The sequence below is a fragment of the Allorhizobium sp. Av2 genome (assembly GCF_021462805.2).
Lineage (GTDB): Bacteria > Pseudomonadota > Alphaproteobacteria > Rhizobiales > Rhizobiaceae > Allorhizobium > Allorhizobium vitis_G.
In genome coordinates this window covers 778,372-804,044 of the sequence record NZ_CP192697.1, presented here as the reverse complement: position 1 = coordinate 804,044, position 25,673 = coordinate 778,372, and the positions used below count along the sequence as shown (strand labels likewise).

General features: G+C 59.0%; 23 protein-coding genes. 17 read left to right on the top strand and 6 right to left on the bottom strand.

The genetic code is table 11. The features are described 5' to 3' along the window. Nucleotides 1–98: 98 nt before the first annotated feature. From FS819_RS21390 to FS819_RS21380, 3 genes are all read right to left on the bottom strand, one after another. On the bottom strand, nt 99–290 hold the full coding sequence (locus FS819_RS21390; protein WP_070165459.1) for a hypothetical protein: 192 nt from the start codon (nt 288–290) through the stop codon (nt 99–101). 185 nt (nt 291–475) lie between these two features. After that, nucleotides 476–1,750, bottom strand: coding sequence for an NAD(P)/FAD-dependent oxidoreductase (locus FS819_RS21385; RefSeq protein ID WP_156550413.1), 1,275 nt, complete (start codon nt 1,748–1,750; stop codon nt 476–478). Nucleotides 1,751–1,753: 3 nt separating this feature from the next. Then, on the bottom strand, nt 1,754–2,422 hold the full coding sequence (locus tag FS819_RS21380; protein ID WP_156550414.1) for a haloacid dehalogenase type II: 669 nt from the start codon (nt 2,420–2,422) through the stop codon (nt 1,754–1,756). A 375-nt stretch (nt 2,423–2,797) separates the two neighbouring features. Here FS819_RS21380 and FS819_RS21375 point away from each other — a divergent pair, with 375 nt between their 5' ends. The 7 genes from FS819_RS21375 (at nt 2,798) to FS819_RS21345 (ending at nt 11,365) form a co-directional block, all read left to right on the top strand. Next, nucleotides 2,798–3,634, top strand: coding sequence for a GNAT family N-acetyltransferase (locus FS819_RS21375; RefSeq protein ID WP_156550415.1), 837 nt, complete (start codon nt 2,798–2,800; stop codon nt 3,632–3,634). Between the two features lie 15 nt (nt 3,635–3,649). Continuing rightward, nucleotides 3,650–5,023, top strand: coding sequence for an aspartate aminotransferase family protein (locus tag FS819_RS21370; RefSeq protein ID WP_156550416.1), 1,374 nt, complete (start codon nt 3,650–3,652; stop codon nt 5,021–5,023). Between the two features lie 247 nt (nt 5,024–5,270). Then, nucleotides 5,271–5,987, top strand: a complete 717-nt coding sequence (locus FS819_RS21365) for an HAD-IA family hydrolase (RefSeq protein ID WP_156550417.1) — start codon at nt 5,271–5,273, stop codon at nt 5,985–5,987. An 82-nt stretch (nt 5,988–6,069) separates the two neighbouring features. Further along, nucleotides 6,070–7,683, top strand: a complete 1,614-nt coding sequence (locus FS819_RS21360; RefSeq protein WP_156550418.1) for an ABC transporter substrate-binding protein — start codon at nt 6,070–6,072, stop codon at nt 7,681–7,683. A gap of 180 nt (nt 7,684–7,863) precedes the next feature. Next, nucleotides 7,864–8,820, top strand: a complete 957-nt coding sequence (locus FS819_RS21355) for an ABC transporter permease (RefSeq protein WP_156550419.1) — start codon at nt 7,864–7,866, stop codon at nt 8,818–8,820. Beyond that, nucleotides 8,817–9,707, top strand: a complete 891-nt coding sequence (locus tag FS819_RS21350) for an ABC transporter permease (RefSeq protein WP_156550420.1) — start codon at nt 8,817–8,819, stop codon at nt 9,705–9,707. Before FS819_RS21355 ends, FS819_RS21350 begins: the two co-directional genes overlap by 4 nt. Next, nucleotides 9,707–11,365: an ABC transporter ATP-binding protein gene (locus FS819_RS21345; protein WP_156550421.1), complete on the top strand. Its 1,659-nt coding sequence runs from the start codon at nt 9,707–9,709 to the stop codon at nt 11,363–11,365. The genes FS819_RS21350 and FS819_RS21345 overlap by 1 nt, the downstream gene beginning before the upstream one ends. A gap of 17 nt (nt 11,366–11,382) precedes the next feature. Here the strand turns inward: FS819_RS21345 and FS819_RS21340 are convergent, their stop codons facing one another. After that, the gene (locus FS819_RS21340; protein WP_156550422.1) at nt 11,383–12,066 is read right to left on the bottom strand and encodes a GntR family transcriptional regulator; all 684 of its coding nucleotides are present in this window, start codon (nt 12,064–12,066) and stop codon (nt 11,383–11,385) included. Between the two features lie 342 nt (nt 12,067–12,408). Between FS819_RS21340 and FS819_RS21335 the strand changes: the two genes are divergently transcribed. Genes FS819_RS21335 through atzF form a run of 10 tightly spaced genes read left to right on the top strand, consistent with a single transcriptional unit; the run spans nt 12,409 to nt 22,762 of the window. Continuing rightward, on the top strand, nt 12,409–13,533 hold the full coding sequence (locus FS819_RS21335; protein WP_070165454.1) for a BMP family ABC transporter substrate-binding protein: 1,125 nt from the start codon (nt 12,409–12,411) through the stop codon (nt 13,531–13,533). A 19-nt stretch (nt 13,534–13,552) separates the two neighbouring features. Continuing rightward, nucleotides 13,553–14,716 (top strand): ABC transporter permease, encoded by a 1,164-nt coding sequence (locus FS819_RS21330; RefSeq protein ID WP_234624847.1) that lies wholly within the window; start codon nt 13,553–13,555, stop codon nt 14,714–14,716. Next, on the top strand, nt 14,716–15,642 hold the full coding sequence (locus FS819_RS21325; protein WP_156550423.1) for an ABC transporter permease: 927 nt from the start codon (nt 14,716–14,718) through the stop codon (nt 15,640–15,642). The genes FS819_RS21330 and FS819_RS21325 overlap by 1 nt, the downstream gene beginning before the upstream one ends. Before the next feature lie 16 nt (nt 15,643–15,658). Further along, nucleotides 15,659–16,675, top strand: a complete 1,017-nt coding sequence (locus FS819_RS21320; RefSeq protein ID WP_156550424.1) for a formamidase — start codon at nt 15,659–15,661, stop codon at nt 16,673–16,675. 8 nt (nt 16,676–16,683) lie between these two features. Next, nucleotides 16,684–17,385 (top strand): biuret amidohydrolase, encoded by a 702-nt coding sequence (gene biuH / locus FS819_RS21315; protein ID WP_156550425.1) that lies wholly within the window; start codon nt 16,684–16,686, stop codon nt 17,383–17,385. Continuing rightward, on the top strand, nt 17,382–18,437 hold the full coding sequence (gene atzD, locus FS819_RS21310) for a cyanuric acid amidohydrolase (RefSeq protein ID WP_234624848.1): 1,056 nt from the start codon (nt 17,382–17,384) through the stop codon (nt 18,435–18,437). Before biuH ends, atzD begins: the two co-directional genes overlap by 4 nt. A gap of 2 nt (nt 18,438–18,439) precedes the next feature. After that, the gene (locus FS819_RS21305; protein WP_156550426.1) at nt 18,440–19,960 is read left to right on the top strand and encodes an ABC transporter ATP-binding protein; all 1,521 of its coding nucleotides are present in this window, start codon (nt 18,440–18,442) and stop codon (nt 19,958–19,960) included. Next, a complete protein-coding gene (locus tag FS819_RS21300) occupies nt 19,960–20,628 on the top strand; it encodes a cysteine hydrolase family protein (protein ID WP_156550427.1) in 669 nt (222 codons plus the stop codon). Before FS819_RS21305 ends, FS819_RS21300 begins: the two co-directional genes overlap by 1 nt. Then, entirely contained in the window at nt 20,621–20,965 is a 345-nt protein-coding gene (locus FS819_RS21295; protein WP_156550428.1) for a cupin domain-containing protein, read from the top strand. Before FS819_RS21300 ends, FS819_RS21295 begins: the two co-directional genes overlap by 8 nt. Nucleotides 20,966–20,968: 3 nt before the next feature. Then, nucleotides 20,969–22,762 (top strand): allophanate hydrolase, encoded by a 1,794-nt coding sequence (gene atzF, locus FS819_RS21290; protein ID WP_156550429.1) that lies wholly within the window; start codon nt 20,969–20,971, stop codon nt 22,760–22,762. 291 nt (nt 22,763–23,053) lie between these two features. On the opposite strand, the gene FS819_RS21285 is transcribed toward atzF, so the two are convergent. Together FS819_RS21285 and FS819_RS21280 are read right to left on the bottom strand one after the other, a co-directional pair. Further along, nucleotides 23,054–23,992: an IS110 family RNA-guided transposase gene (locus FS819_RS21285; protein ID WP_234625171.1), complete on the bottom strand. Its 939-nt coding sequence runs from the start codon at nt 23,990–23,992 to the stop codon at nt 23,054–23,056. Between the two features lie 282 nt (nt 23,993–24,274). Further along, nucleotides 24,275–25,669, bottom strand: coding sequence for an amidase (locus FS819_RS21280; RefSeq protein ID WP_156547545.1), 1,395 nt, complete (start codon nt 25,667–25,669; stop codon nt 24,275–24,277). Between the last annotated feature and the right edge of the window lie 4 nt (nt 25,670–25,673).

Below are 25,673 nucleotides of genomic sequence, written 5' to 3'. Positions count from 1 at the left end.
CCCATCTAGAGTTTTTTCAGGAAAAAGAGGAGCCTCGTTTTCCCGAAAAGACAAACGAAAACAAGAAAATCGAGAATCTGTCAGGTTCAATCTGAACCTCACAGGCTCTCATTTGACGCGTCAACGGTCTTTTCGGCGGTCGCATCCGCTTCGCTGGTTTCGTTTTTCTTCTTCTCTGCTTTATCCTGATCGTGATGCCATTTTATGGCGAAGAACATGGCCGTGCCCAACACGATAATCTTTGCCGGAAAGAAGACGATAGGGAACCAGTCCACCCAGTCGCTCGTCATTGGCCATTTCCTTTCAGAGATTCATCAACGCGGTCTCCCATAGAATAATACAGCCACACATGACATGTGCGTTTTGTCGCAAGCGCGACGCCAGACGATGGCTTGGGAGAGCATGTCAAGCAGACGCGCAAAGCTTTCATGCATCCGCAAATCCAATGACCCTGCACGATTGCAGGCTGTCCTTCTCACTGAAATCTATCGAGAATCTTATAATACATGCCCACCAACGGCAAAAACCATGGCTTGCCGAAATGTCCCGGCACGGCAGGCCAGTCCACCCCCTTCAGCGGATTGGCATCGGGCTTGCCCAGGATGGTATCGGCCATGATCATGCCAAGGTGAGTGGAAAGCTGGGCACCGTGGCCGGAATAGCCCATGGCGTACCACAAACCGTCCTGATATCCTGCGCGGGGATAGCGGTCCTTGGTCATATCCACCAGACCACCCCAGCAATAGTCGATCTCGACCTTGGCAAGCTGCGGAAAAATAGCGGCAAGGGATTGGCGCAGGATTTCGCCGCTTTTGGCATCCGATTGCTGATCCGATGTGGCGGAGAAACGGGCGCGACCGCCGAAAATCAAGCGATTGTCGGGCGACAAGCGCCAGTAATTGCCGATGTTCATGGTGTTGACGCAGGTGCGGTTACCCGGCATCACGCTCGCCACTTCCGTGTCCGATAAAGGTCGTGTGGCAATCAGAAAGCTGCCGACAGCAATGATGCGGCGGCGGAAGAAGCTGAAATTGGGCGTGGTATAAGCCCCGGTGGCCACAAGCACATCTTTGGCCGTCACATGGCCCCGCCCAGTGGTCAGGCGATGGCGGCCACCGTGCTTTTCAACAGAGGTGACAGAGGCCTGCTCAGTAATCACAGCGCCGTGGCGGTGGGCGGCATTCGCAAGGCCCACGACATAGCGGCCCATATGCATCATGGCACTCTTTTTGGACAGCATGGCCCCATGAAAAGATGAACCAACCTCACCTTTCAAATCCGATGGCGACAACAGCGCCGTATCGGGATCGACCTCTTCATGCAGAGCTTCAAAATTGCGGACAAGCCCTTCGAAATGCTGTGGCTTGGAGGCCAGTTTCAGCTTTCCGGCGCGGCGGAAATTGCAATCAATGCCTTCCTCGGCAATCAGCGCCTCGATGGTATCGATGGAACTGTCGAGCGCTTGGTAAAGCGCAATCGCCCTCTCCTTGCCCAGCTCAGCCTTGGCCCCCAGATAGCTGTGGGCCAAGCCATTGTTGAGGTGTCCGCCATTGCGGCCAGAGGCACCCCAACCGATGCGTTGCCCCTCCAGCACGATCACCCTTGCTCCGCCTCGCGCCAGTTGGCGGGCGGCAGCGAGGCCTGTAAAGCCGCCGCCAATCACGGCGACATCAAAATCGCCTTCAATTGCGCCCGTGACGCCCTCGGCAAATTGCGGGGCGGTGTCGTGCCAGTAGGAGAGATATTTCATCGCTTAAAGACCAAACACGCCGGGCAGATCGTGAACGCCTGCGATTTCCTGATAGCCATAATAAGGATTGGCTGGCTCATGACCACGGTTGACCCAGACCTTGTTCTTGATGCCCAGATCATGGGCCGTCATCAGATCATAGCGGAAGGATGAGGACACATGGGTAATGTCTTCCGGGCCGCAGCCGAGCATGTCGAACATATATTCAAAGCCCTTCATGCGCGGCTTGTAGGATTGCGCCTGCTCTGCCGTATAGACCGCATGGAAGGGCGCACCAAGCTTTTCCACATTGGACATGATCTGCGAATTCATGGCGTTGGAGAGAATCACCAGCGGAATTTCCTTGGCCACTTTGGCAAGACCAGCAGGCACATCCGAATGCGGACCCCATGTGGGTACGCGCTCATATACGGTTTTTGCGTCTTCATCGCGGAAGGTCACGCCGTTTCTCTTGCAGGTGCGCTCGATGGCATTGTGCACCACATCGGCATAAGGCTTCCAATCGCCCAGCACTTCATCCAGACGATAGGCTGAGAAGTCTTTGACAAACTCGTCCATATGGGCGGCATCCAGCTGGGCGCTGTAAATATCGCGGGCAGCTTCCGCCATCTGAAAATTGATGAGTGTGCCGTAGCAATCGAAGGTGATGAATTTCGGGCGGAAGGGAGCCATGGTTTTCTCGATCCTTGCAAAGCATATCGTTGAGGTGTTCCCATCATAGGCAGAGCCGCGCCAAGCGGTTCACCGCAATTGGCACATATCAAAGCACAATGTTGCGTATGCAGTGGAGGATTTGGCAGAGAGTTTTGCGAACCCTCAGGAAGCCCTGCCCTCGCAGCCAATGAAAATGCACGCTCACGGCATAAGATGCGGCTGGGATCGGTCGGAACGGCGAAACATACCAAGGACACGCCATCGTCGGGATGATCTTCTTTGCGTGCGGGTCTATCACTGAAGAACACTAGAGTTTGTCATAGAAAAGTGCTCAACAATTTTTCTGGTAAGACAAATTTCAACAAAAAGACCAACATATTTCAGGGTAGTGGCATGCAGGCAAGCCAGATCGACATTATTTCCTTTGGTCCCGAACACATCGACGGCGCATTTTTACTGTCCCAACAAGCCCAGTGGCCGCACAGCCGGGAAGACTGGGCCTTTGTGCTATCCTTGAGCAAGGGCTTTATGGCGCTTGAAGGCGACCGTGTGGTGGGAACCGCCATGGCGACGCTGTATGGCGAGACCTGCGCCACCATTAATTTGGTGATCGTGGATGGGTCAATGCGCGGGCGCGGCCTTGGACGCAAATTGATGAACATGGCGCTTGCTGCCGCAGAGGGCCGGGAATGCCGGCTGGTGGCATCGCAAGATGGCCTGCCGCTGTATGAAAAACTTGGCTTTGTCGTCATTGGTGAAGTCCTTCAGCACCAAGGCCTCGTTAAAGCGGGTGCTGTTGCCCCTCAATCAGTGACTTGGGTGGAGCAGGACGCCTCTAGCACCCTCATTGCGCTTGATGCCCAAGCCTTTGGCGCAGATCGCACCTCTTTGTATCAACGGCTTTTCGATCACGGCAGGCTTGCTGTGCTGCGTGATGGTGCCCGCATCTGTGGCTTCATCGCCCTTCATGCCTTTGGGCGCGGCGAGGTTGCTGGCCCTGTGGTTGCCAGCAATGTTGAGGACGCAAAAGCGCTTCTGTCCTTTGTTTTTGCACAGCGTGCTGGGCATTTCCTGCGCGTTGATACGCTGGTGGACACGGGCCTTGCGCCCTGGTTGACGGACCACGGCCTGCTGAATGCTGGCGGCGGCCTGCCCATGCGCCGCAATGCGGCAGCGGCCACGCCCTCATTTGTTAAAACCTATGCACTCGCCAGCCAAGCGCTGGGCTGAATTTGGAGAGAGATTATGTTGAGCAATTCCCTGATTGAACTGGACCGCGCCCATCTGGTGCATCCGGTTGCCTCCTATCGCGGCCATGAAAAGGCGGGCGTGCGGGTTTTGAAATCCGCAAAAGGTGCCACCGTGACCGATGCCAATGGCCATCAGTTGCTGGATGGTTTTGCTGGCCTGTGGTGCGTCAATGCTGGCTACGGTCAGGAAAGCATCATTGAGGCCGCCACCAAACAGCTGCGGGAACTGCCTTACGCCACAGGCTATTTCAGCCTTGGCTCGGAACCCGCCATCCGGCTCGCAGCCGAACTGGCAGACCGCGCACCGGGCGACCTCAACCATGTCTATTTCACCCTCGGCGGCTCTGATGCCGTGGACAGCACCATCCGCTTCATCCGCTATTATTACCATTGCAAAGGCACGCCGCAGAAGGACCAGTTTATCTCGGTGGAACAGGGCTATCATGGCTCATCCACGGTCGGCGCTGGCCTGACGGCTCTGCCGCTGTTCCACGCCGGATTCGGCCTGCCATTTGACTGGCAGCATAAAATTCCGTCGCACTACGCCTATCGCAACCCGGTCGGCAATGATCCCGCCGCCATTATCGCGTCATCCGTTGCAGCTTTGCGCAAGAAGGTCGAAGAACTGGGCAGTGAGCGCGTTGCTGCTTTCTATGTCGAGCCGATTCAAGGCTCCGGCGGTGTTCTGGTGCCGCCAGGCGGCTGGCTGAAAGCCATGCGCGATGTCTGCACCGAGCTGGATATTTTGTTCGTGGCCGATGAAGTCATCACTGGCTTTGGCCGCACCGGTCCCTTGTTTGCCTGTGCAGACGATGGCGTGGTGCCGGATCTGATGACCACTGCCAAGGGCCTCACCTCTGGCTATGTGCCGATGGGTGCGGTGTTCCTGTCCGATAAGATCTACAACACCATTGCCGATGGTGCCGGATCGGCCGCCATTGGCCACGGCTATACCTATTCCGCCCATCCGGTCAGTGCCGCTGTTGGCCTTGCCGTGCTGAAGCTTTATGAGGACGGCCTGCTGGAAAACGGTCGCAAAATGGGCGCACGTCTGATGGCTGGGCTGGAAAGCCTGAAAGACCATCCATTGGTGGGCGATGTGCGCGGTCGCGGCATGCTGGCCGCCATTGAAATGGTGGTAGACAAGGACAAGAAAGCCCCGCTACCAGCCGCTGCCGCACCTGCCACGCGGGTGTTTGAACGGGCCTGGGACAATGGCCTCGTCATCCGCGCCTTCGCTAATGGCATTCTGGGCTATGCGCCGCCGCTTTGCTGCACGGACAGCGAAATCGACGCCATTGTCGAGCGCACCAGGAAGACGCTGGATCAGACGCTGGAAGATCCGGACGTTCGCACTGCCATGGCCTGAGACCACAGCCAGGCAGGCGAAATACCGCCGAACGATCAGATTCAGAATTTTCTGCCGTCTTAAGATCGGCATTCGGGAAGAAACAGCCCGTAGCTCCTGTAATACTTCGGGTGCGCCTCAGTAGAAAATGCCAGGGCGCATTCAAGATAAAACAAAAGTTAAGCGAGGAAACCAAGGGATCGTGAGTGACAGGAACGGCATTTGCCGGGCCTGATGCATGAAGATGGACAAGCCAGAGGATGCAATGATGGCAAAGGCCTTTGCGGATTTCAAATATCTCACCTTCGACGTGGTCGGCACGCTCATTGATTTTGAGAGCGGCATTACCCATTGCCTCGCTGAGATTGCCGCAGAGACAGGCGTGACGATGGATGGAGAACACGCTCTTTCGCTCTATCGTGCGGCCCGCTATGACGATGAAGCCTTGCTTTTTCCCGACGATCTTGCGCGGGTCTACCTAAAGATCGCCCCCGCCCTCGGCCTGCCGGTAGACGCTGCATTTGGCGAGCGCTTGCGTGGCTCCGTCACCGATTGGAAGCCTTTTGCCGATAGTGTTGCCGCGCTGGCACAGCTGAAAACCTGCTACCGGCTGATTGCCATGACCAATGCGCAGCGCTGGGCCTTTGCGTATTTCGATGAAGCCTTGGGCGAGCCCTTTCATGCAGCCTTAACCACTGATGACACGGGCACCGAAAAGCCTGATCCAGCATTTTTCGAAACTGTCTTCGCTTTCGTTGAAAAGGAAGGCAACAGCCGCGCCGATATCCTGCATGTGGCGCAAAGCCAATATCACGACATCGGCATTTCACGGCAGCTTGGCCTGACCAATTGCTGGATCGAGCGACGCCATGCCCAAAAAGGCTATGGCGGCACGATCGAGCCGGAAACATTTGTGAAACCCGATTTTCACTTCACCTCCATGGCGGGACTTGCCGAGGCCATAGAGTTGGATCGCGCCGCCTGAAGCCAACACACGATGACATCAGCATACAATGACGTGCCACCAAAAGGCCCGCAAAACAGTCAACAACAATAAGGGGAATGTCATGACAGACAAGCAGACAACAAACTGGACCGGCGCTGACGATGCCATGGTGGAGAACGCCATCCGCCGTGGTGCCACCCGCCGCGAACTGATGCAGATGATGCTCGCTGGTGGCGTTGCCCTCACCGCCGCCGGCTCCATCATGGGGCGCGCCTCAAGCGCGCTCGCCGCAACGCCGGTCAAAGGCGGATCTTTGAAAGCTGCTGGATATTCAGCCTCCAATGCCGATACGCTGGACCCGGCCAAGGCCTCGCTCTCCACCGACTATGTGCGCTGCTGCGCGCTCTATAACCGCCTGACCATTCTCGACAAGTCCGGCGCTCCGCAGATGGAGCTAGCAGAATCGGTTGACAGCAAGGACGCCCAGGTCTGGACGATCAAGCTGAAAAGCGGCGTGACCTTCCACGACGGCAAGACGCTGACCGCAGACGACGTGGTCTATTCGCTGAAGCGCCATCTCGATCCGGCCACCGGCTCCAAGGTTGCCAAGATCGCCGCCCAGATGACCGGCATCAAGGCCGTCGACAAGCAGACCGTGGAAATCTCGCTCTCGCATGCCAATGCCGACATGCCGTCCATTCTCGCCATCCACCAGTTCATGATCGTTGCCGATGGCACCACGGATTTTTCCAAGGGCAATGGCACCGGTGCCTTCGTTCTCGAAAAATTCGAGCCCGGCGTCCGCTCGATTATGAAGCGCAATGGCAATTACTGGAAAGCTGGCGGCCCGAATGTCGACAGTTTCGAATTCTTCGCCATCAGCGAGGACAATGCCCGTGTCAACGCGCTCCTGTCGGGTGACATCCAGCTGGCCGCCTCCATCAATCCGCGCTCCATGCGTCTGGTCGATACCCAGGACGGCTTCGTGCTGTCGAAGACGACATCGGGCAATTACACCAATCTCAACATGCGCATGGACATGGCGCCGGGCAATAAGAAAGACTTCATCGACGGCATGAAGCTGATCGTTAACAGGGAGCAGATCGTCAAATCCGCATTGCGTGGGCTGGGCGAAGTCGGCAACGACCAGCCGCTGTCGTCTGCCAGCTTCTATCATAATGCCGACCTGAAGCCGAAGGCCTTCGATCCCGACAAGGCAAAATTCCACTTCCAGAAGGCGGGCGTGCTTGGCCAGTCCATCCCGGTTATCGCATCAGAAGCCGCAAGCTCTTCGATAGACATGGCGATGATTATCCAGGCATCAGCGGCAGAAATCGGCATGAAGCTTGATGTCCAGCGCGTGCCCTCCGATGGTTACTGGGATAAATACTGGCTGAAAGCACCGGTCCATTTCGGCAATATCAACCCACGCCCGACCCCCGACATCCTGTTCTCGTTGCTTTATTCCTCCGATGCTCCGTGGAACGAAAGCCAGTATAAGTCGCCGAAATTCGACAAGATGCTGCTCGAAGCTCGTGGCCTTCTCGATCAGGACAAGCGCAAGGAAATCTATGGCGAAATGCAGGTGATGATCGCAGAGGAAGCAGGGACGGTCATTCCCGCCTATCTTTCCAATGTCGATGCCATCACCGCCAAGCTTAAAGGGCTTGAATCCAGCCCACTGGGTGGCATGATGGGCTATGCCTTCGCCGAATATGTCTGGCTGGAAGCCTGATACCAGTTCGGCAGACCCTCTACGAGCAGGCCTTGGCAAATAGCTTTGGATCGGTGCATGCTTTATCCAGCGCATCGCGGCAAAACCGTTTGCCAGCCTGGCGGCACATTATCACGGTCATCCGCATTCCGATTACCCGAAGCGATTGCCGAAGATTGATCGCCCTAACCCAGCTGGAGCATGTGCGTGAACGCCCGAGCCTTTTCCCTTGTTGTCAACAGGCTGATGATCGCCCTGATCACCTTGATCATCGTGTCGCTGGCCGTTTTCATGGCGACTGCGCTCTTGCCAGGCGATACGGCGACCATGCTGCTCGGTCAGGCCGCGACGCCTGAAGCCGTCGAGGGCCTGCGCCAGGCCATGCATCTCAACGATCCGGCAATTCTGCGTTTCCTGCGTTGGGCAACGGGCTTGTTGCAAGGCGATCTCGGCACCTCCTACGCCAATAACATGCCAATTGCTGAGCTGATTTCCGGCCGTCTGGTCAATTCCATGAAGCTTGCCGGCATTACCGCCCTCCTGGCTGTTCCCATCGCACTGACGCTGGGGATTACCTCGGCCATGCTGCGCGGCTCTCTCTATGACCGCTGCGTCACCGTGGTGACCATTGGGGTGATTTCCGTGCCGGAATTCATGATTGCCACCTCCGCCGTTCTACTGTTTGCGGTCTATCTGAAATGGCTACCGGCACTGTCCTTTGCCAATGAGGTTCACAGTTTTGCTGGCCTGGTGCGTGTCTATGCCATGCCCGTCATCACCCTGACCTTCGGCGTTTCAGCCCAGATGATCCGCATGACCCGGGCAGCGGTGATCGAAACCCTCGATACGCCCTATGTGGAAATGGCGTTGCTGAAAGGCGCCTCACGCCGCCGCATCGTGCTGCGCCATGCGTTGCCCAATGCGCTGGGGCCAATCGTCAATGCCATGGCGCTATCACTGTCCTATCTGATCGGCGGGGTCATTATCGTCGAGACGATCTTCAACTATCCCGGCATTGCCAAGCTGATGGTCGATGCCGTCGCCACCCGTGACCTGCCACTGATCCAGAGCTGCGCGATGATCTTCTGCGTCGGCTATCTCGTGCTGATCACCATTGCCGATATTGTTTCCATTCTCTCCAATCCGAGGCTGCGATGACTATGACGCCACTAAACGGGACGCCATCGAACGCGACGCCATCAACAGCACCAATCGCTCGCAAACGCCAGTCATTCGGCTATCGCATCAATGCCGTTGGCATTGCAGGCCTCACTGTCATCATCGCTTGGGCGCTGGTGGCGATATTCGCGCCCCTGCTCATCCCGCATCCAGTCGGTGAGATCGTGGATTTCGACTATTTCGGGCCGATGAGCGACACGCTCTGGCTGGGCTCCGATTATCTCGGTCGGGACATGCTGTCGCGCATCATCATGGGTGCGCGCTACACGGTCGGCATTTCGCTGGCCGCCGTCACCATCGCCTGTTTTTCCGGCGTTGTACTTGGCATGATCGCCGCCGTCGCCGGTGGCTGGATCGATACCGTGCTCAGCCGCTTTCTCGATGCGATGAACTCCATTCCCAGCAAGCTCTTCGGTCTGGTGGTGGTCGCTGCCGTCGGATCGTCGATCCCGGTTCTGGTCATGACCCTGTCGGTGATCTACACGCCCGGCGCCTATCGCTTTGCCCGGGCGCTTGCCGTCAACATCAATGCCATGGATTTCATCAGCGTCGCACGCATCCGGGGCGAGACTATTTTCTACATCATCCGCTCTGAAATTCTGCCGAATATTACCGGACCGGTGCTGGCGGATTTTGGTCTGCGCTTCGTCTTCATCGTGTTGCTGCTTTCAGGGCTTTCCTTCCTGGGCCTCGGCGTCCAGCCGCCCAATGCGGATTGGGGCGCATTGGTGCGCGAAAATATCGGCGGCCTGCCCTTTGCGGCACCGGCGGTGATTTTCCCGTCACTGGCCATTGCCAGCCTGACGATCAGCGTCAACATGCTGATCGATAATCTTCCCCGCAAGATCCGCGACAGGAGCGCATGATGGCAAACCTTGTGGAAATCCGTGACCTCAAGGTCCAGGCCACCACCGATTCCGGCCGCAAGGTCGAGATCATCAAAGGCATCAGCCTGGATATACCGGAGGGCGAAATCGTCGCCTTGATCGGCGAAAGTGGCTCTGGAAAAACCACCATCGCCCTGACGTTGATGGGCCATACCCGCCCCGGATGCCGAATAACCGGCGGCTCGATCAATGTTGCGGGCAAGGATATGGCCGCACTTTCCGAGCGTGATCGCGCCGGTATTCGCGGCACCGATGTCGCTTATGTGCCCCAATCGGCGGCGGCGGCCTTCAATCCGGCCATCCGGATCATGGATCAGGTGATCGAGGTCACCCGCATTCACGACCTGATGTCGAAGGAAGAAGCCCGCACCCGCGCAGTGGCGCTGTTTCGGGCGCTGTCGCTGCCCAATCCGGAAACCATCGGCTCACGCTATCCGCATCAGGTCTCCGGTGGCCAGTTGCAGCGCCTTTCGGCGGCCATGGCCTTGATCGGCGGCCCGAAACTGGTGATTTTCGACGAACCGACCACGGCTCTTGATGTGACGACGCAGATCGAAGTGCTGCGGGCCTTCAAGTCGGTGATGCGCAAGGACGGTATTTCCGGGGTCTATGTCTCCCATGATCTGGCCGTCGTTGCCCAGATTGCCGATCGTATTATCGTGCTCAAGGGCGGAGAAGTGCAGGAAAGCGGCACGACTGCCGATTTGCTGGCGCATGCCCAACATCCCTATACCCGCGAACTTCTGTCTGCCTTTGAACCGAAGCCCCGCACAACACCGCTTGCCGAAGACAAGAGCCTCAAGCCCCTGCTGGAAATCGAAAACCTGATTGCTGGCTATGGTGATCTGCAACCGGATGGCCTGCCTCTCGTTCAGGCGGTGCAGTCCATCAACCTCACGGTGCGCAATGGCCGCAACCTCGGCATTATCGGCGAATCCGGCTGCGGCAAATCCACTCTGGCGCGCAGCATTGCCGGCCTCCTGCCGTCGGCAGCGGGCCATATCATTTTCAATGGCCGTGAACTGGGCCGTCATGCCCGCGACCGCACCCGCACCCAGCTACGCGAAATGCAAATCGTCTTCCAATCCGCCGACACGGCGCTGAACCCGGCGAAATCCATTGAGGAAATCCTCGGTCGCCCGCTGACCTTTTACCATGGCATGAAGGGCAAGGCGCGCGATGCCCGCATCAACCAATTGCTTGACATGGTGCATCTGCCGCAATCGCTGCGCCAGCGCCGCCCCTCGGAATTGTCGGGTGGCCAGAAACAGCGGGTCAATTTCGCCCGCGCGCTGGCAGCGGAACCGAAGCTGATCCTTTGCGACGAAATCACGTCTGCGCTGGATACCGTAGTCGCCGCCGCGGTCATCGAACTTTTGAAGGAATTGCAGCGTGAGCTTGGTCTGTCCTACATTTTCATCAGCCACGATTTGTCGGTGGTGGAAGCGATCTGCGACGAAATCGTGGTGATGTATGCGGGCAAGAAGGTCGAACAAATCTCGCCCCAACAGCTTGCCGCCCCGCAGCATCCCTATTCCAAACTGCTGTTTTCCTCGGTGCCAAAACTCGACCCGACCTGGCTCGATACGCTGCAACAGGACCCGGAACTGGTCAGGACCTACCGCATCAATCCATGAGGCCTGGATTTTCAGGTTTAGTCCCTGCCAACCGTGTGCTGGGTCAATGTGCTGCTGGCATCGCCGACAATTTCGACATGGCGATAGGCCGCTTCGGCAGCGGCGTTCTTTTCACCGCGCAGAATGGCATTGACGATGGCCTCATGCTCCTGGAAAGATAGTGACAAGCGACCCGTCAGCCGGAACTGGGCGCGGCGAAACGGCGCCAGCCGCGACCGGGTTTGTGTCACCAATTCCAGAATATGCTGGTTATGGGCACCCTGATAGATCCGGTTGTGAAATTCGATATTATAGGCGGAATAGTCCTCCGTCTGGCCCGCCTGCACGATGCGGATTGAATCGCGATGCATCCGTTCCAGCGCCCGGCGCTCCTCCAGCGTCATGCGCTCTGCCGCCAGTCTGGCGCAAACAGCTTCAAGCTCCGCCATGGCTTCAAACATCGAGGTCAGGAACTGGCCGGTGACGTTGGTGACAACAGCGCTCTTGTTCGGCTTGCGCTCCACCAACCCCATCGCACACAATTGCCGCAACGCTTCGCGCACCGGCGTGCGTGACACCTCGAAACGGGCTGCGAGCGATCCTTCATCCAGTTTATCATCCGGCTTCAAGTCGCCGACGATAATCAGGTCGGCAATGGCGCGCACCAACTGTTCGACCGTATTGCCGGCACGAACAAGTTCGCGCACCCTCGGCTGATTCATTGAGATTTCCCAGTTTATTATCGTCTGTATGCAGTTTTAAAAATCACTTGTTTTGGCACGTTAACCCACTGCCCTACTGATATCAAAGCACGATTTTCATAAAAATACACAACTTTCCTGCGAGACCAGGAATTTTTCCCTGAAGGATTTAGCAAATTTAATAGTCGCGCTCAAAAAATATTCATCTGAATTTTAAAAGTGCATACAGATGCACCGGCAGCAACCAGATACGGCCAGAAAGCTCTTTTCAAGCATGGCTTTCAGATCTGGCATGGTGATTGCATACACTTTCTCAAATCATCCGCGCCGGACGAGAGCCGGATCAAACAGGGGAACCCACCGATGACCAGATCGCCTTCCTTTACCCGCCGTCATTTCCTGCAAACCTCCGCGCTGGGTGCCGCCGCCGCCATCGCTGCTCCCGGCATGTTGCGTTCCGCGCAGGCTGCCGATCTCACCGTCGGCTTCATCTATGTCGGACCCAAGGATGATTACGGCTATAACCAGGCCCATGCCGAGGGCGCTGCCGTGGTCAAGGCCTTGTCCGGGGTGACTGTCGTCGAGGAAGAAAATGTGCCTGAGACCGTCGATGTCCAGAAGACCATGGAATCGATGATCAATCTGGATGGCGCAAGCCTGCTGTTTCCGACCTCTTTCGGCTATTTCGACCCCCATATGCTGGCAGTCGCGCAGAAATATCCTGACGTGCAGTTTCGCCATTGCGGCGGCCTCTGGCAGAAGGGCAAGAACCCCGACAATACCGGCAGCTATTTCGGCTACATCTTCCAGGGCCAATATCTGAACGGTATTGCCGCCGCCTATGCGACCAAGTCCAAGAAGATCGGCTTCGTCGCCGCCAAGCCCATTCCGCAGGTGGTGCAGAATATCAATGCCTTCCTGCTCGGCGCCCGCTCCGTCGATCCCTCCATCACCTGCCAGGTGATTTTCACCGGTGAATGGTCGCTGGCCGTCAAGGAGGCAGAAGCGACCAATGCGCTGGTCGACCAGGGCGTTGATGTCATCACCTGCCATGTCGATAGCCCGAAGGTCGTGGTGCAGACCGCCGCTGGCCGTGGCGCTTTCGTCTGCGGCTATCATGCCAACCAGAGCCCGCTGGCGCCTGAAAAATATCTGACCGGCGCCGAATGGGCCTGGGGGAATGTCTATACCGATTTCGTCAAGAAGGCGCAGGCTGGCGAAAAGCTTGGCAATTTCGTGCGCGGCGGGTTGAAGGACGGTTTCGTCAAGATGAGCCCGCTTGGCCCCGGCGTCTCCGCTGAAGCCCGCACCAAGTTTGAAGCCACGCTTGCCACCATGAAGGCAGGCGGCTTCTCCGTCTTCAAGGGCGGCCAGAAGGACAACAAGGGCAATGTCGTCATCCCCTCGGGCAAGGACTATGCCGAAGATGCCATCGAGCTGGAAAGCATGAACTATCTGGTCGAAGGCGTCATGGGGTCGATGGGCTGAACCAATGGAGGCGCGGGCCATGACCACGACACCTGAAAGCCGGACACATCTTCCGCATGGCTTGCAACCCAAGTCTGCGGGACGTCACGCACTGCGTCCGGTGGTGGAATGGCTGGCCCGCCGCGCAGAACCGGTGGCCATCACGCTGCTGGCCGTGCTGATCGGGCTTGGCCTGTTCAGCCTGTTCATCACCGCGATCGGCAAGTCGCCGCTGCAATTGTTCCAGTTGATGTTTGCGGGCGGCTTCGGCTCGTGGTTTTCGCTGCAAAATGCCCTTAGCCGGGCAGCCCCGCTGCTGTTAACCGCGCTCTGCGTGGCCCTTCCCGCCAGGCTTGGCCTGACAATCATTGGTGCGGAGGGCGCGCTGGTGCTGGGCGGCCTGACAGCGGCGGCCATCGCCGTTCCGCTCGCACCAAGCTTCAGTCCGCCTCTCCTCTGGCTGGTCATGGGCTTCTGCGCCATGCTGGCGGGCGGAGTATGGATCGGTTTCGCCGGAGCGCTGAAACATTATCGCGGCGTCAATGAAACCATATCTTCGCTGCTGCTGGCTTATATCGCCATCGCGCTGATGAATCACCTGATCGAAGGACCGCTGCGCGATCCGGCCAGCCTCAATAAACCCTCGACCCTGCCCCTGCCCGCCGCCGACATGATCGGCAAGATCCCCGGCATGGACGTGCATTGGGGCCTGGCGGTCGGCGTGATCGCCTGCGTCCTCTCCTATATCGTTATCGAATGGACCAGCATCGGTTTTGCCGCTCGGATCGCTGGTGGCAATATGCGGGCCGCCCAGATTCAGGGCCTGCCGGTTGGCCGTTTGATCGTCGGCTTCACCGCGCTGGCCGGTGGTTTTGCAGGCCTTGCCGGGATGATTGAGGTGGCCGCCGTGCAGGGCAGCGCCAATGGCGCGCTGGTGGCGGGCTATGGCTATACCGGCATTCTCGTCGCCTTCCTCGCCCGGCAAAACCCGCTGGCGATCATTCCCGTCGCGATTTTTCTCGGCGGCATCACCGCCTCCGGCGGCTTGATCCAGCGCCGCATGGGCCTGCCGGATGCCACGGTGCTGGTGCTTCAAGGCACGCTGTTCGTGGTCATCCTGTTTTGCGAAACGCTGTATGGCCGGTTTCGCATCTTTAATCCGGACCTCTGGAAGCAATCTGCCACAGAAAAAGGAGAGACGTGATGGACGATAGCGCGCTTGGCCTCTGGGGCGTGCCGCTGGCGATATTGGCGGGCGCCATCCGTGTCTCCACCCCCTTCATCTTCGTCAGTCTCGGCGAAACCCTGACGGAGCGGTCGGGCCGTATCAATCTCGGCCTTGAAGGCACATTGGTGTTTGGCGCCATGGCCGCCTATGCCGTAGCGGTCATGACCGGCTCGCCCTGGGCTGGCGTGGCGGCGGCCATGGTGGCCGGATCGCTGTTTGGCCTGTTGCATGGCTTTATCTGCAAGTTTCCAAAGGTCAACGACATCGCCATCGGCATTGCGATGATGCAGTTCGGGCTGGGTCTCGCCTTCTTTTTCGGCAAGCCCTTCATCCAACCGGTCGCGCCGAAACTGCCGGTGATTTCCCTCGGCTTCTGGTCACACCTGCCGCAAATCCAGGCGGCTTTGACCATCAACATCCTGTTCATCATCGGCCTTGTGCTAGCACTTTTCCTGTGGTGGGGCCTGAAGAATACCCGGATCGGCCTGATCCTGCGGGTCGTTGGCGACAGTTCGGATGCGGCACGTGCCATGGGCATCAACCCGGACACCGTGCGCCTGCTAGCAACCATGGCAGGCGGGGCGCTGGCGGCGGTGGGCGGTGCCTATCTGTCGCTGTTTTATCCCGGTTCCTGGAACGAGCGGATCTCGTCCGGCCAAGGTCTGATGGCCGTGGCGCTGGTGATTTTCGCGCGTTGGAACCCGCTCGGCTGCGTGTTGGCGTCACTGCTGTTCGGCGGGGCTGGCGCGCTCGGCCCGGCTTTGCAATCGGTGGGCGTCAGCGAGGGCTATTATCTGTTTTACGCCGCACCCTATGTGCTGACGCTGATCATTCTCATCATCACATCGTCACCGACACGGGCGCTGTCCGGCGCTCCGGCGGCGCTTTCCTTGACGAAATAAAGCACAGGAGGTTCCCATGAACGGATTGGGCGGATTGAACAAATCGGAACACGGCGTCGGTATCGGCCTCGTGCAATTGCAACTCCCCGTCACCGTGACGCCGGAAGATCTCGCCCGCCAGACCCAGGTGATCGTCGATCTCGTGGCCAAGGCCCGGCGCAATCAGCCGGGCATGGATCTCGTGGTATTTCCCGAATATGCCCTGCACGGCCTGTCGATGGATATCAACCCCGAGATCATGTGCCGGATGGATGGGCCGGAAGTGGCCGCCTTCAAGGCCGCCTGCAAACAGAACCGCATCTGGGGCTGCTTCTCGATCATGGAATATAATCCCGGCGGCATGCCCTATAATTCCGGCATTATCATTGACGATACCGGCGAGCTGAAGCTCTATTACCGCAAGATGCATCCCTGGGTGCCAGTCGAGCCATGGGAGCCGGGCGATCTCGGCATTCCCGTCATCGACGGGCCGAAGGGCGCCAAACTGGCGCTGATCATCTGCCACGATGGCATGTTCCCGGAAATGGCCCGCGAATGCGCCTATAAGGGCGCCGAAATCATGATCCGCACGGCGGGCTATACCGCACCGATCCGCGAATCCTGGCGCTTCACCAACCAGTCCAACGCCTTCTGCAATCTGATGGTCACAGCCAATGTCTGCATGTGCGGTTCGGACGGCACATTCGACAGCATGGGCGAAGGGATGATCTGCAATTTCGATGGCTCGATCATCGCCCACGGCACATCAGGCCGCGTCAACGAAATCATCACTGCCGAGGTCCGGCCCGATCTGGTGCGCGAGGCGCGTCTCGGCTGGGGCGTGGAAAACAACATCTACCAGCTCGGCCATCGCGGCTATGTGGCAGTCGCTGGCGGCGCGCAGGATGCGCCCTATACCTATATGCACGATCTGGCAGCAGGCCGCTATCGTTTGCCCTGGGAAGACCAGGTGAAGATCAGCGACGGCACAGCCTGCGGCTTTGAAAAACCCACTCGCCTCTACGGCAAGCCTGCCAAATCCGCCGCCGAATAGGAGCCACCATGGATATGTCCACAGAGACAAAACTTCACACGCTTGCCGCCGATCCCTATCCCTGGCCCTATAATGGCGAGTGGCGGCCTGACAATACCGCGCTCATCATCATCGACATGCAAACCGATTTCTGCGGCCCCGGCGGCTATGTCGATCATATGGGCTATGATCTGTCGCTGGTGCGCGCCCCGATCGAGCCGATCAAGGCGGTTCTGGCTGCCATGCGCGCCAAGGGCTACCACATCATCCATACCCGCGAAGGCCATCGCCCTGACCTTGCCGACCTGCCCGCCAACAAGCGCTGGCGCTCGCAGCGGATCAAGTCCGGCATCGGTGATCCCGGCCCCTGCGGTCGCATTCTGGTGCGCGGCGAGCCGGGCTGGAACATTATCGAGGAACTGGCTCCGCTGGATGGCGAAACCATTATCGACAAGCCCGGCAAGGGCTCATTCTGCGCCACGGATCTGGAACTGATCCTCAACCAGAAGCGCATCCAGAATATCATCCTGACCGGCATCACCACTGATGTCTGCGTGCACACCACCATGCGCGAGGCCAATGACCGGGGCTTTGAATGCCTGCTGCTGGAAGATTGCTGCGGCGCCACTGATTACGGCAATCACCTCGCGGCCATCAAAATGGTGAAAATGCAGGGTGGCGTGTTCGGCGCGGTCTCCAATTCGAAAGACCTGATCGAGGCCTTGCCGTGACCACATGTTTCCGCGCCTCGGTTTACCGCGTTGCCGCCTCTGCCCCGGATGACATATCCGGCGTCGAAGCGCTGATTGCCAGCGGCCTCGATCCGCACAGCATCGTCGCGGTGCTGGGCAAGACCGAGGGCAATGGCTGCGTCAACGATTTCACCCGTGGCTTTGCGACAGCCACATTCGAACAGCTGTTTGCCCGCCTCGGTGTATTAGGCGTTTCCATCGTCATGTCAGGCGGCACCGAAGGGGCGCTGTCGCCCCATTGGACGATTTTTGCCCGTGAACGGGTGGAGGCAGCGCCCAACCGCTCGCTCGCCATCGGCGTTGCCCGTACAGCCGATCTACTACCCGAACATCTGGGCCGCAAGGAACAGGTGGATCTAGTCGCTCAGGGCGTGCGGACCGCAATGGCTGATGCCGGGATAGACAATCCGGCCGATGTGCATTTCGTGCAGATCAAATGCCCGCTGCTGACCTCGGCGCGGGTGGCACAGGCGCAGGCGCGTGGCAAACGCACGGTTATTGCCGAGACGTTGAAATCCATGGGTTATTCACGCGGCGCCTCGGCGCTTGGCGTCGCCGTGGCGCTGGGCGAGCTTGATATGGATGACATCAAGGACACCGACATCTGCCGCACGCTCGACCTCTATTCTGCCCGCGCCTCGACCTCGGCGGGCGTAGAACTGACCGATCACGAAATCATCGTTCTCGGCATGAGCGATCATTGGAGCGGGCCATTTGCCATGACCCATACCGTGATGTTCGACGCCATGGATGCCCCCAGCGTGCGGGCCGCCTGGTCCGACATGCCGCTTGGAAAACTGAGTGCCGTGCTGGCCAAGGCCGAACCCGATCCAAGAGGCATCGTGCGGGGCAAGCGCCACACGATGCTTGAGGATAGCGACATTTCCGGCACCCGCCATGCCCGCGCCTTTGTCGGCGGCGTGCTGGCTGGCGTGTTCGGCGAAACGGACCTGTATGTGTCTGGTGGAGCCGAACATCAGGGACCGCCCGGCGGCGGGCCGGTGGCAATTATTGTTGAGCGGGAGGATTAGACATGACTGCCAGTGCAATCGGCATTGAAACCGCCGCCATGACCATGCGGTTCGGCAGCTTCACCGCCCTGGATGCCGTCTCCATAAAGGTGCATGCCGGTTCGTTTCACGCCTTGCTAGGCGAAAACGGCGCGGGCAAATCAACTTTGGTCAAATGCATCATGGGCTTTTACCGCCAAACCTCGGGTCAATTGCTGGTCGAGGACCGGGAGGTGGAGATCGCCTCACCGCGCCATGCGGCAGCGCTGGGGCTTGGCATGGACTACCAGCATTTCACGCTGGTGCCGTCACTGACCGGCGCGGAAAACCTGGTCATCAGCCGCAATGCCGTGCCTGCGATGATCAACTGGCGGCGAGAGCGTCAGGCGCTCAAAGATTTCATGGCAACCATGCCCTTCCAGATCCCGCTGGAACGCCCGGTGCGGGAATTGTCGGCGGGCGAAAAGCAAAAGCTGGAAATCATCAAGCAGCTCTATCTCGGACGCCGGTTCCTGATCCTTGACGAGCCGACATCAGTGCTGACACCTGCCGAGGCCGACGACATGCTGGGCCTGGTGCGGGGCATGACCGAGCGTGGGGCGCTGACCGTGCTGATGATTTCCCACAAATTCCACGAGGTGCAAAAGTTTGCCGATGCGGTTTCGGTGCTGCGGCGTGGCAAGCTGGTCGGCTCGGGCCGCACAGCAGATCTGACGACGCAGGACATGGCGGCAATGATGATCGGCGATGTCAAGCTGGCAGAACTCGACAGCCGCTTGCCGGTTGCGGACGCCAGCCCTTCCATCCTGGCGATCCGGGGGATGAAAACCCGTGACCGCAGCGGCTTGAAAAGTATTGAGGTGGATGATCTCAATGTCAGAGCTGGCGAAATCGTCGGGATTGCCGGCATTTCCGGCAATGGCCAGAAGGAGCTGGCCGAAGTGCTGGCCGGGCAACGGCCCTCTGAGGCGGGCGACATCACCGTCAAGGACCGGCCCTATACGGCCACCCGTCAGGAAACGCGGGCCGCCAATGTCCGTTTCATCCCGGAAGAACCGCTGCTGAATGCCTGCGCGCCGAGAATGTCAGTAGCTGAGAACCTGAGTTTTCGCGATTTCGATGTGGATGCCAGGGGAAAGACCCAGTTCTGGCTGAATGCCAAGGCCATGCGCGAGACGGCCGGGCGGTTGATTGCCGACTTCAAGGTCAAAACCGCCTCTCCCGCCTCGCCGATTGCCTCGCTGTCGGGGGGCAATGTGCAGCGCGCCGTGCTGGCGCGGGAGCTGACCGGCGATGTCGATCTGCTGGTTGTCTCCAACCCATGCTTTGGTCTGGATTTCTCCGCCGTCGCCGAAATCCGCGCCCGGATCATGAAGGCACGCAACAATGGCAGCGCCGTGCTGCTGTTTTCCGAGGATCTGGACGAGCTGATGGAAATGTCTGACCGCATTGTCGTGATGTCAGATGGCAGGCTGGTTTACGAGACCCCGGCGCGCGGCGCCGACATTGCCGTGATCGGCGCCCATATGGCAGGACATGCATGATGGTGGATATCAAGGCCCAACCCTTCGCCTTCCCATTGAAGCTGGACCAGGCGGCGCTTGTCATCATCGACATGCAGCGCGATTTCACCGAGCCGGGCGGCTTTGGCGAAACACTTGGCAATGATGTCAGCCTCGTCAGCGCCATCGTGCCGGATGTCAAGCTCCTGCTGGAGGCGGCCCGCGCCCACGGCCTTACCGTCATCCACACCATGGAATGCCACAGGCCCGATCTCTCCGACCTGCCAGATGCCAAGCGCAATCGCGGCAATCCCACCCTGCGGATCGGTGATCCCGGACCGATGGGACGCATCCTGATTGCAGGGGAATACGGCACCGGCATTCTGCCAGAGCTTGCCCCTGCCGACGGCGAATTGGTGATCGAGAAGCCCGGCAAGGGTGCGTTCTATGCCACCAGTCTCGGTGAAGAGCTTACAGCGCGCGGCATTACCCAATTGATCTTTGCCGGTGTCACCACCGAGGTCTGCGTGCAGACCACGATGCGCGAGGCCAATGACCGGGGCTATGACTGCCTGCTGATTGAAGAAGCCACCGCCAGCTATTTCCCGGCCTTCAAGCAATCAACCCTTGAGATGATCCGCGCTCAGGGCGGCATTGTCGGCTGGACTGCCCATCTCGACCCCTTTCTGGAGGCGCTTGCCCATGGCTGAAACGACCCGTGACAACATGCTTTCAGGGGGCTGGAAAAGCCTGCCCTATGAGCCCTTCCGCGAGGGTGTGACCATTCACTGGATACGCCGCTTTGAGGGTGACCAGCCCGGCGTCGCCCTTCTGGCCTATCAGGCCGGAGCCTCGGTTCCCCGCCACCGCCACGAAGGGCTGGAAACCATTCTGGTGCTGGAAGGCAGCCAGTCGGACGAGACCGGCACCTATGGCACCGGTTCCTATATCGTCAATGCGGCAGGCACCGAACATTCTGTGTGGAGCATTGATGGCTGCACCGTCCTGATCCAATGGGATCGCCCCGTAACACTATTGGAAAATTGATCCATGGCATTTTCTCAAGCTTTTGATATTGCATCGCTTCACACCGCCTATGCCTCTGGCTGGACGCCACAGGCAATGATCGAAGAGGTATTTTCGCGCATCGCCGCCATCAACGATCCCGGCATTTTCTTGGAGCTTGCTGATAAGACGAGCCTGCTGGATCAGGCGCAGGCGCTCGGCGCTTTTTCACCGGAGACAAAGCCGCTCTGGGGCATTCCTTTTGCCGTCAAGGACAATATCGATGTCGCGGGCCTGCCGACCACCGCCGCCTGCCCGGATTATGCCTATACGCCCGAAACCAATGCGACTGTGGTGCGCCTGTTGAAAGACGCAGGCGCCCTGGTGATCGGTAAGACCAATCTCGACCAATTCGCCACTGGCCTGGTCGGCGTGCGCACGCCGCATGCCATTCCCCGCAATGCGATCGATCCCAAACTGGTCCCTGGCGGCTCCAGTTCCGGTTCGGCAGTGGCGACGGCGCAGGGCATTGTCAGCTTCGCGCTCGGCACCGATACGGCAGGCTCTGGCCGCATTCCGGCGGGTTTGAACAATATTGTCGGGTTGAAGCCCTCGGTCGGGGCGCTGTCGGCCACCGGCGTCATCCCCGCCTGCCGCACCCTCGATTGCGTATCGATCTTCGCGCTGACGGTGGAAGATGCCCATAAGATCTTCACCGTCGCCGCAAAGCATGATGCCGAGGACGCATATTCCCGCACCATGCCCACCGGCCATGCATTGGCGTCCGCGCCAGTCCTGCGTATTGGCGTTCCCGCCAAGGCCGACCGCGAATTCTTCGGCGACAGCCTTATGGAAGCAAGTTTCGAAAAAGCGCTGGCGGAGCTTTCGGCCATGGGCTACACGCTTGTGGACCTGCCGTTTTCCGGCTTCTTTGAGGTCGCAAACCTGCTCTATGAAGGTGCCTGGGTGGCCGAACGCTATGCGGCGGTCAAAGACTTTTTCGATGCGAAGCCCGAAAGCTTCCATCCGGTGACGCACACGATCTACAGCGCGGCGAAAACCCTGACTGCCGCCGATGCCTTTTCCGGCATGTACCGGCTGCAAGCGCTGAAGCAGCAGTTGGCGCCAGTGATCGCCTCTGTCGATGTGATCTGCGTGCCGACAGCACCCACCCATTACACGCTGGCCGATCTGGAAGAGGAGCCGATCAAGGCCAATTCACGCCTCGGCACCTATACCAATTTCGTCAATCTTCTGGACATGTGCGGCATTGCCGTGCCGACAGGCAAGCGTGGCGATGGCCTGCCCTCCAGCGTCACGTTGCTGGCACCCTTCGGTGCCGATGGCCTGACCGCAGCACTGGGGTCAGCCTTGCACAGCCGCCTTGGCACCACCGTCGGTGCCACCGGCTGGCCGCTGCCGCCGTCACCAGAAAAGCCAGTGGAAAAGACCGAGGGTCTGATCCCTGTCATCGTTGTCGGCGCGCATCTGTCCGGCATGCCGCTCAATCACCAACTGACCAGCCTTAACGCCAGGTTCCTGCGGGCTGGGACGACATCGGCCAGCTACAAGCTGTTTGCCCTGCCCAACCAGACACCGCCCAAGCCCGGCCTGGTTCGGGTTGAGGAGGGAGCCGCGATTGCCGTGGAAATCTGGCAGCTAACGCCCGCTGGCTTCGGTCAGTTCGTCAACATGATCCCCTCGCCGATGTGTATCGGCACGGTTTTCCTGGATGACGGATCGAGCGCCAAGGGTTTTCTCGTCGAGCCTTCGGCGGTCAAAGGCGCTGAGGACATTACGCATTTGGGTGGCTGGCGGGCCTATATTGCCAGCCTTTGAGCCTCAATAATACCAAGTCTCGAAGATGCTGACGCATCCCCGACTTGAAGACATTGAAAATATGCACAGTACACAATGCAAAGGTTTTTATCTGCCGCTTACCCCCCTCTGCCTTGCCAGGCATCTCCCCCTCAAGGAGGGAGATCGACTCGGAGCGAGCGTTTCGCTTCACATTTACCGTTCAAAATGTCGGAGATCACGACGGTAGTCGATAAGTTGGGCGGAAAAGTCTATCCGATCTCCCCCCGTGAGGGGGAGATGTCCGGCAGGACAGAGCGACTATCTGGGCTGTCAAGTTGCATTTTCGAATTCCCTTCGCGCATCTCGTGCTTTCGCGTTGAGAATGACAAGAAGTTTACGGGCAAGTGCAATGCGGATGACCATCTTTGGCTTTCCCTGGCTCTGCAATCTTTGCTGGAAATCAGCAAGATTTTGATTGTATCTTGCTGCGATGGCAGCGACGAGAAAGAGGATGCTGCGCGGACCGGCCCGTCCATCGCGCACATGTCTACGACCGGTGCGGTTCCCACTGTCGTTGGCCATCGGTGCCAGACCAGACAGTTTGGCAATCGCCTTGTTGGAGACGTGACCGATCTCGGGAAGCTCTGCCATCAGCCGGGCCACAGTGCGGGAAGCAACACCCTTGACTGTGCGAAACGCCTTGTCGAGGCATGCCCACAGCGGATCATCATCAATCAGCGAGGCGATCTCGCCTTCGAGTTTGCGGCTTTGGCGCACCAGAAGAGCGATGACCTCATCAAGGCTTTGCCGGGTTTCGTCATCGCGCACGACATGCCGCCGCTGCTTGTTGACGACAAGATCGCCCGTGATCTGCGAAAGCCGTGCCACCAGAGCCGAAAGCCGCAGCTGGGCCGCCTTTGGCGCGGGCGTCGGACGCAGTTTCTTGACCTCGGCATAGGCGGCAATCACACCGGCATCGATCCGGTCAGTCTTTTCCAGAATGCCCATCGCATCGGCGAAAGAGCGAACGCTACGCGCATTGGCCAATGCGCAAGCCATTCCCATCTCCCACAAAAGCAGAAAGGCAGCGCGCTCATAGCCGCCGGATGCTTCCATCACCACAAGCGTGACACCATGCGCCCGGCACAGAGCCAAAAGCTCCGCTATGCCCGATGCATCATTGCAAAAGCGCTGGAAAACGGCCCCCGGCCGGATCTGTGCATCCAGCCAATCTTTCGAAACATCCACTCCACAAATGATCCTGTTCACGGTAACCTGCCTTGTGCGTACGGTTGGACCCAAGCGACTGTTCGGTTGTACGTGACGATGGCGAAGGTCCCTGGCTCTGCCGCGGTTGTAACCGGTGGGGGGACGGGCGACTTCGCCACGCCTTCGACCGGGTGGCCACCCGGTCGAAGGCACAGTCGCTACAATCTTACACGATTGACAATATGTAGATACAAGGGGGGGTAAGCGGCACATAAAAACGTTTGCGGCATGTACTGTGAAGAACACAAAGAGTCATTTTCAATGAACCTTTGTATAAGCCCCTCAAGACCGTGGCGGCTGCGGCCAAGTGCTGATCCGCCCGGTCCAGCTTTCAAACAGTTTCGACAGTTTCAGCACGGTCAGATCGGCAAATCGCGGACCAACAATCTGCAAACCTATTGGCATGCCGCTGTTTGAAAAGCCGCAATTGATCGATGCCGCTGGCTGTTCCGACATGTTCCACGGCACCGTGAAGGCAATGTGCTCAAAGGGTTTTTGCGGATCATTGGTCGGCGAGGCCCAGTCCGCCGGGTAGGAAACGACAGGATTGACCGGCGACAGAACCGCATCGACGCGGGTAAACAGCGCGCCGCAGGTCTTGCGCATCTCGATGGTCTGGCCAAAGCCCTTAACCGCATCGACACCGCTGACGCTGGCGCCCCCCTCGGCCCATTCATAGATATAGGGCAGGATCATCTGACGCTTTTCCGTGCTGAGCGCGGCAATATCGCCCCAGAATTTTGCCCGCCAGAACACATCCAGCCCATCCAGCATGGCGCGGTTCATCACCGGGCCTACCTCGAAAACCTCGGCCCCTGCCGCCTCGAAGCGCTTGGCGGCAGCAAGAACCGCCTCGCGCACCTCTTCCTCGGCAGCAAGACCGCAGCCTGCATCCAGCATGACACCGATTTTCATGCCGCTGATATCGATATCCTCGTCCAGCCAGTTGATCGCCTGAGCAGGCAGACTGGTGCCGTCGCGCCAGTCCGGACGCGCCAGGGTCATCATCGAATAGGCGGCATCATCAACGCAGCGGGTCATTGGCCCGGCGCAACGCCCGACATAATAGGGATCAACAGGGATGCGGCCATGGCTGGGCTTAAAGCCGAACAGCCCGGTCCATCCGGCGGGCAGGCGCACCGAGCCGCCAATATCCGTGCCGATATGCAGCGGACCGAACCCGGCAGCCCCCGCCGCCGCCGCCCCGGCGCTGGAGCCACCAGGGTTTTGGCTGAGATCCCAGGGATTACGGCTGAGCGGATGAAAACTCGACAGGCCCGAAGACAGCATGCCGTAATCCGGGCACGTGGTCTTGGCGAAAATCACCGCCCCATCCTCGCGCATCCGGGCCGCAATCGGCGCGTCTGCTGCCGCCGGTACGAGATCAACAGCAGCGGTGCCGAGCGGCACCGGCTGGCCTTTCGTGGCAATCAGTTCCTTCAGTGAGACAGGAATGCCGTCGAGCGGGCCAAGCGACGCGCCGCGCTGCCAGCGATCCGTCGAGGCGCGGGCCTGGGCGCGGGCGCTTTGGGGATCATAGAGGTAAAGCGCCTGAACAGACGGCTCGAAAGCATCGATCCGGGCCTCGACGGCGTTCCAATAGTCTTCCGGCGACAGGGTCTTGGCGCTGAAACCGGCAACCAGTTCCCGGATGGTCAAATCAACAAGATCGGTCATTCCT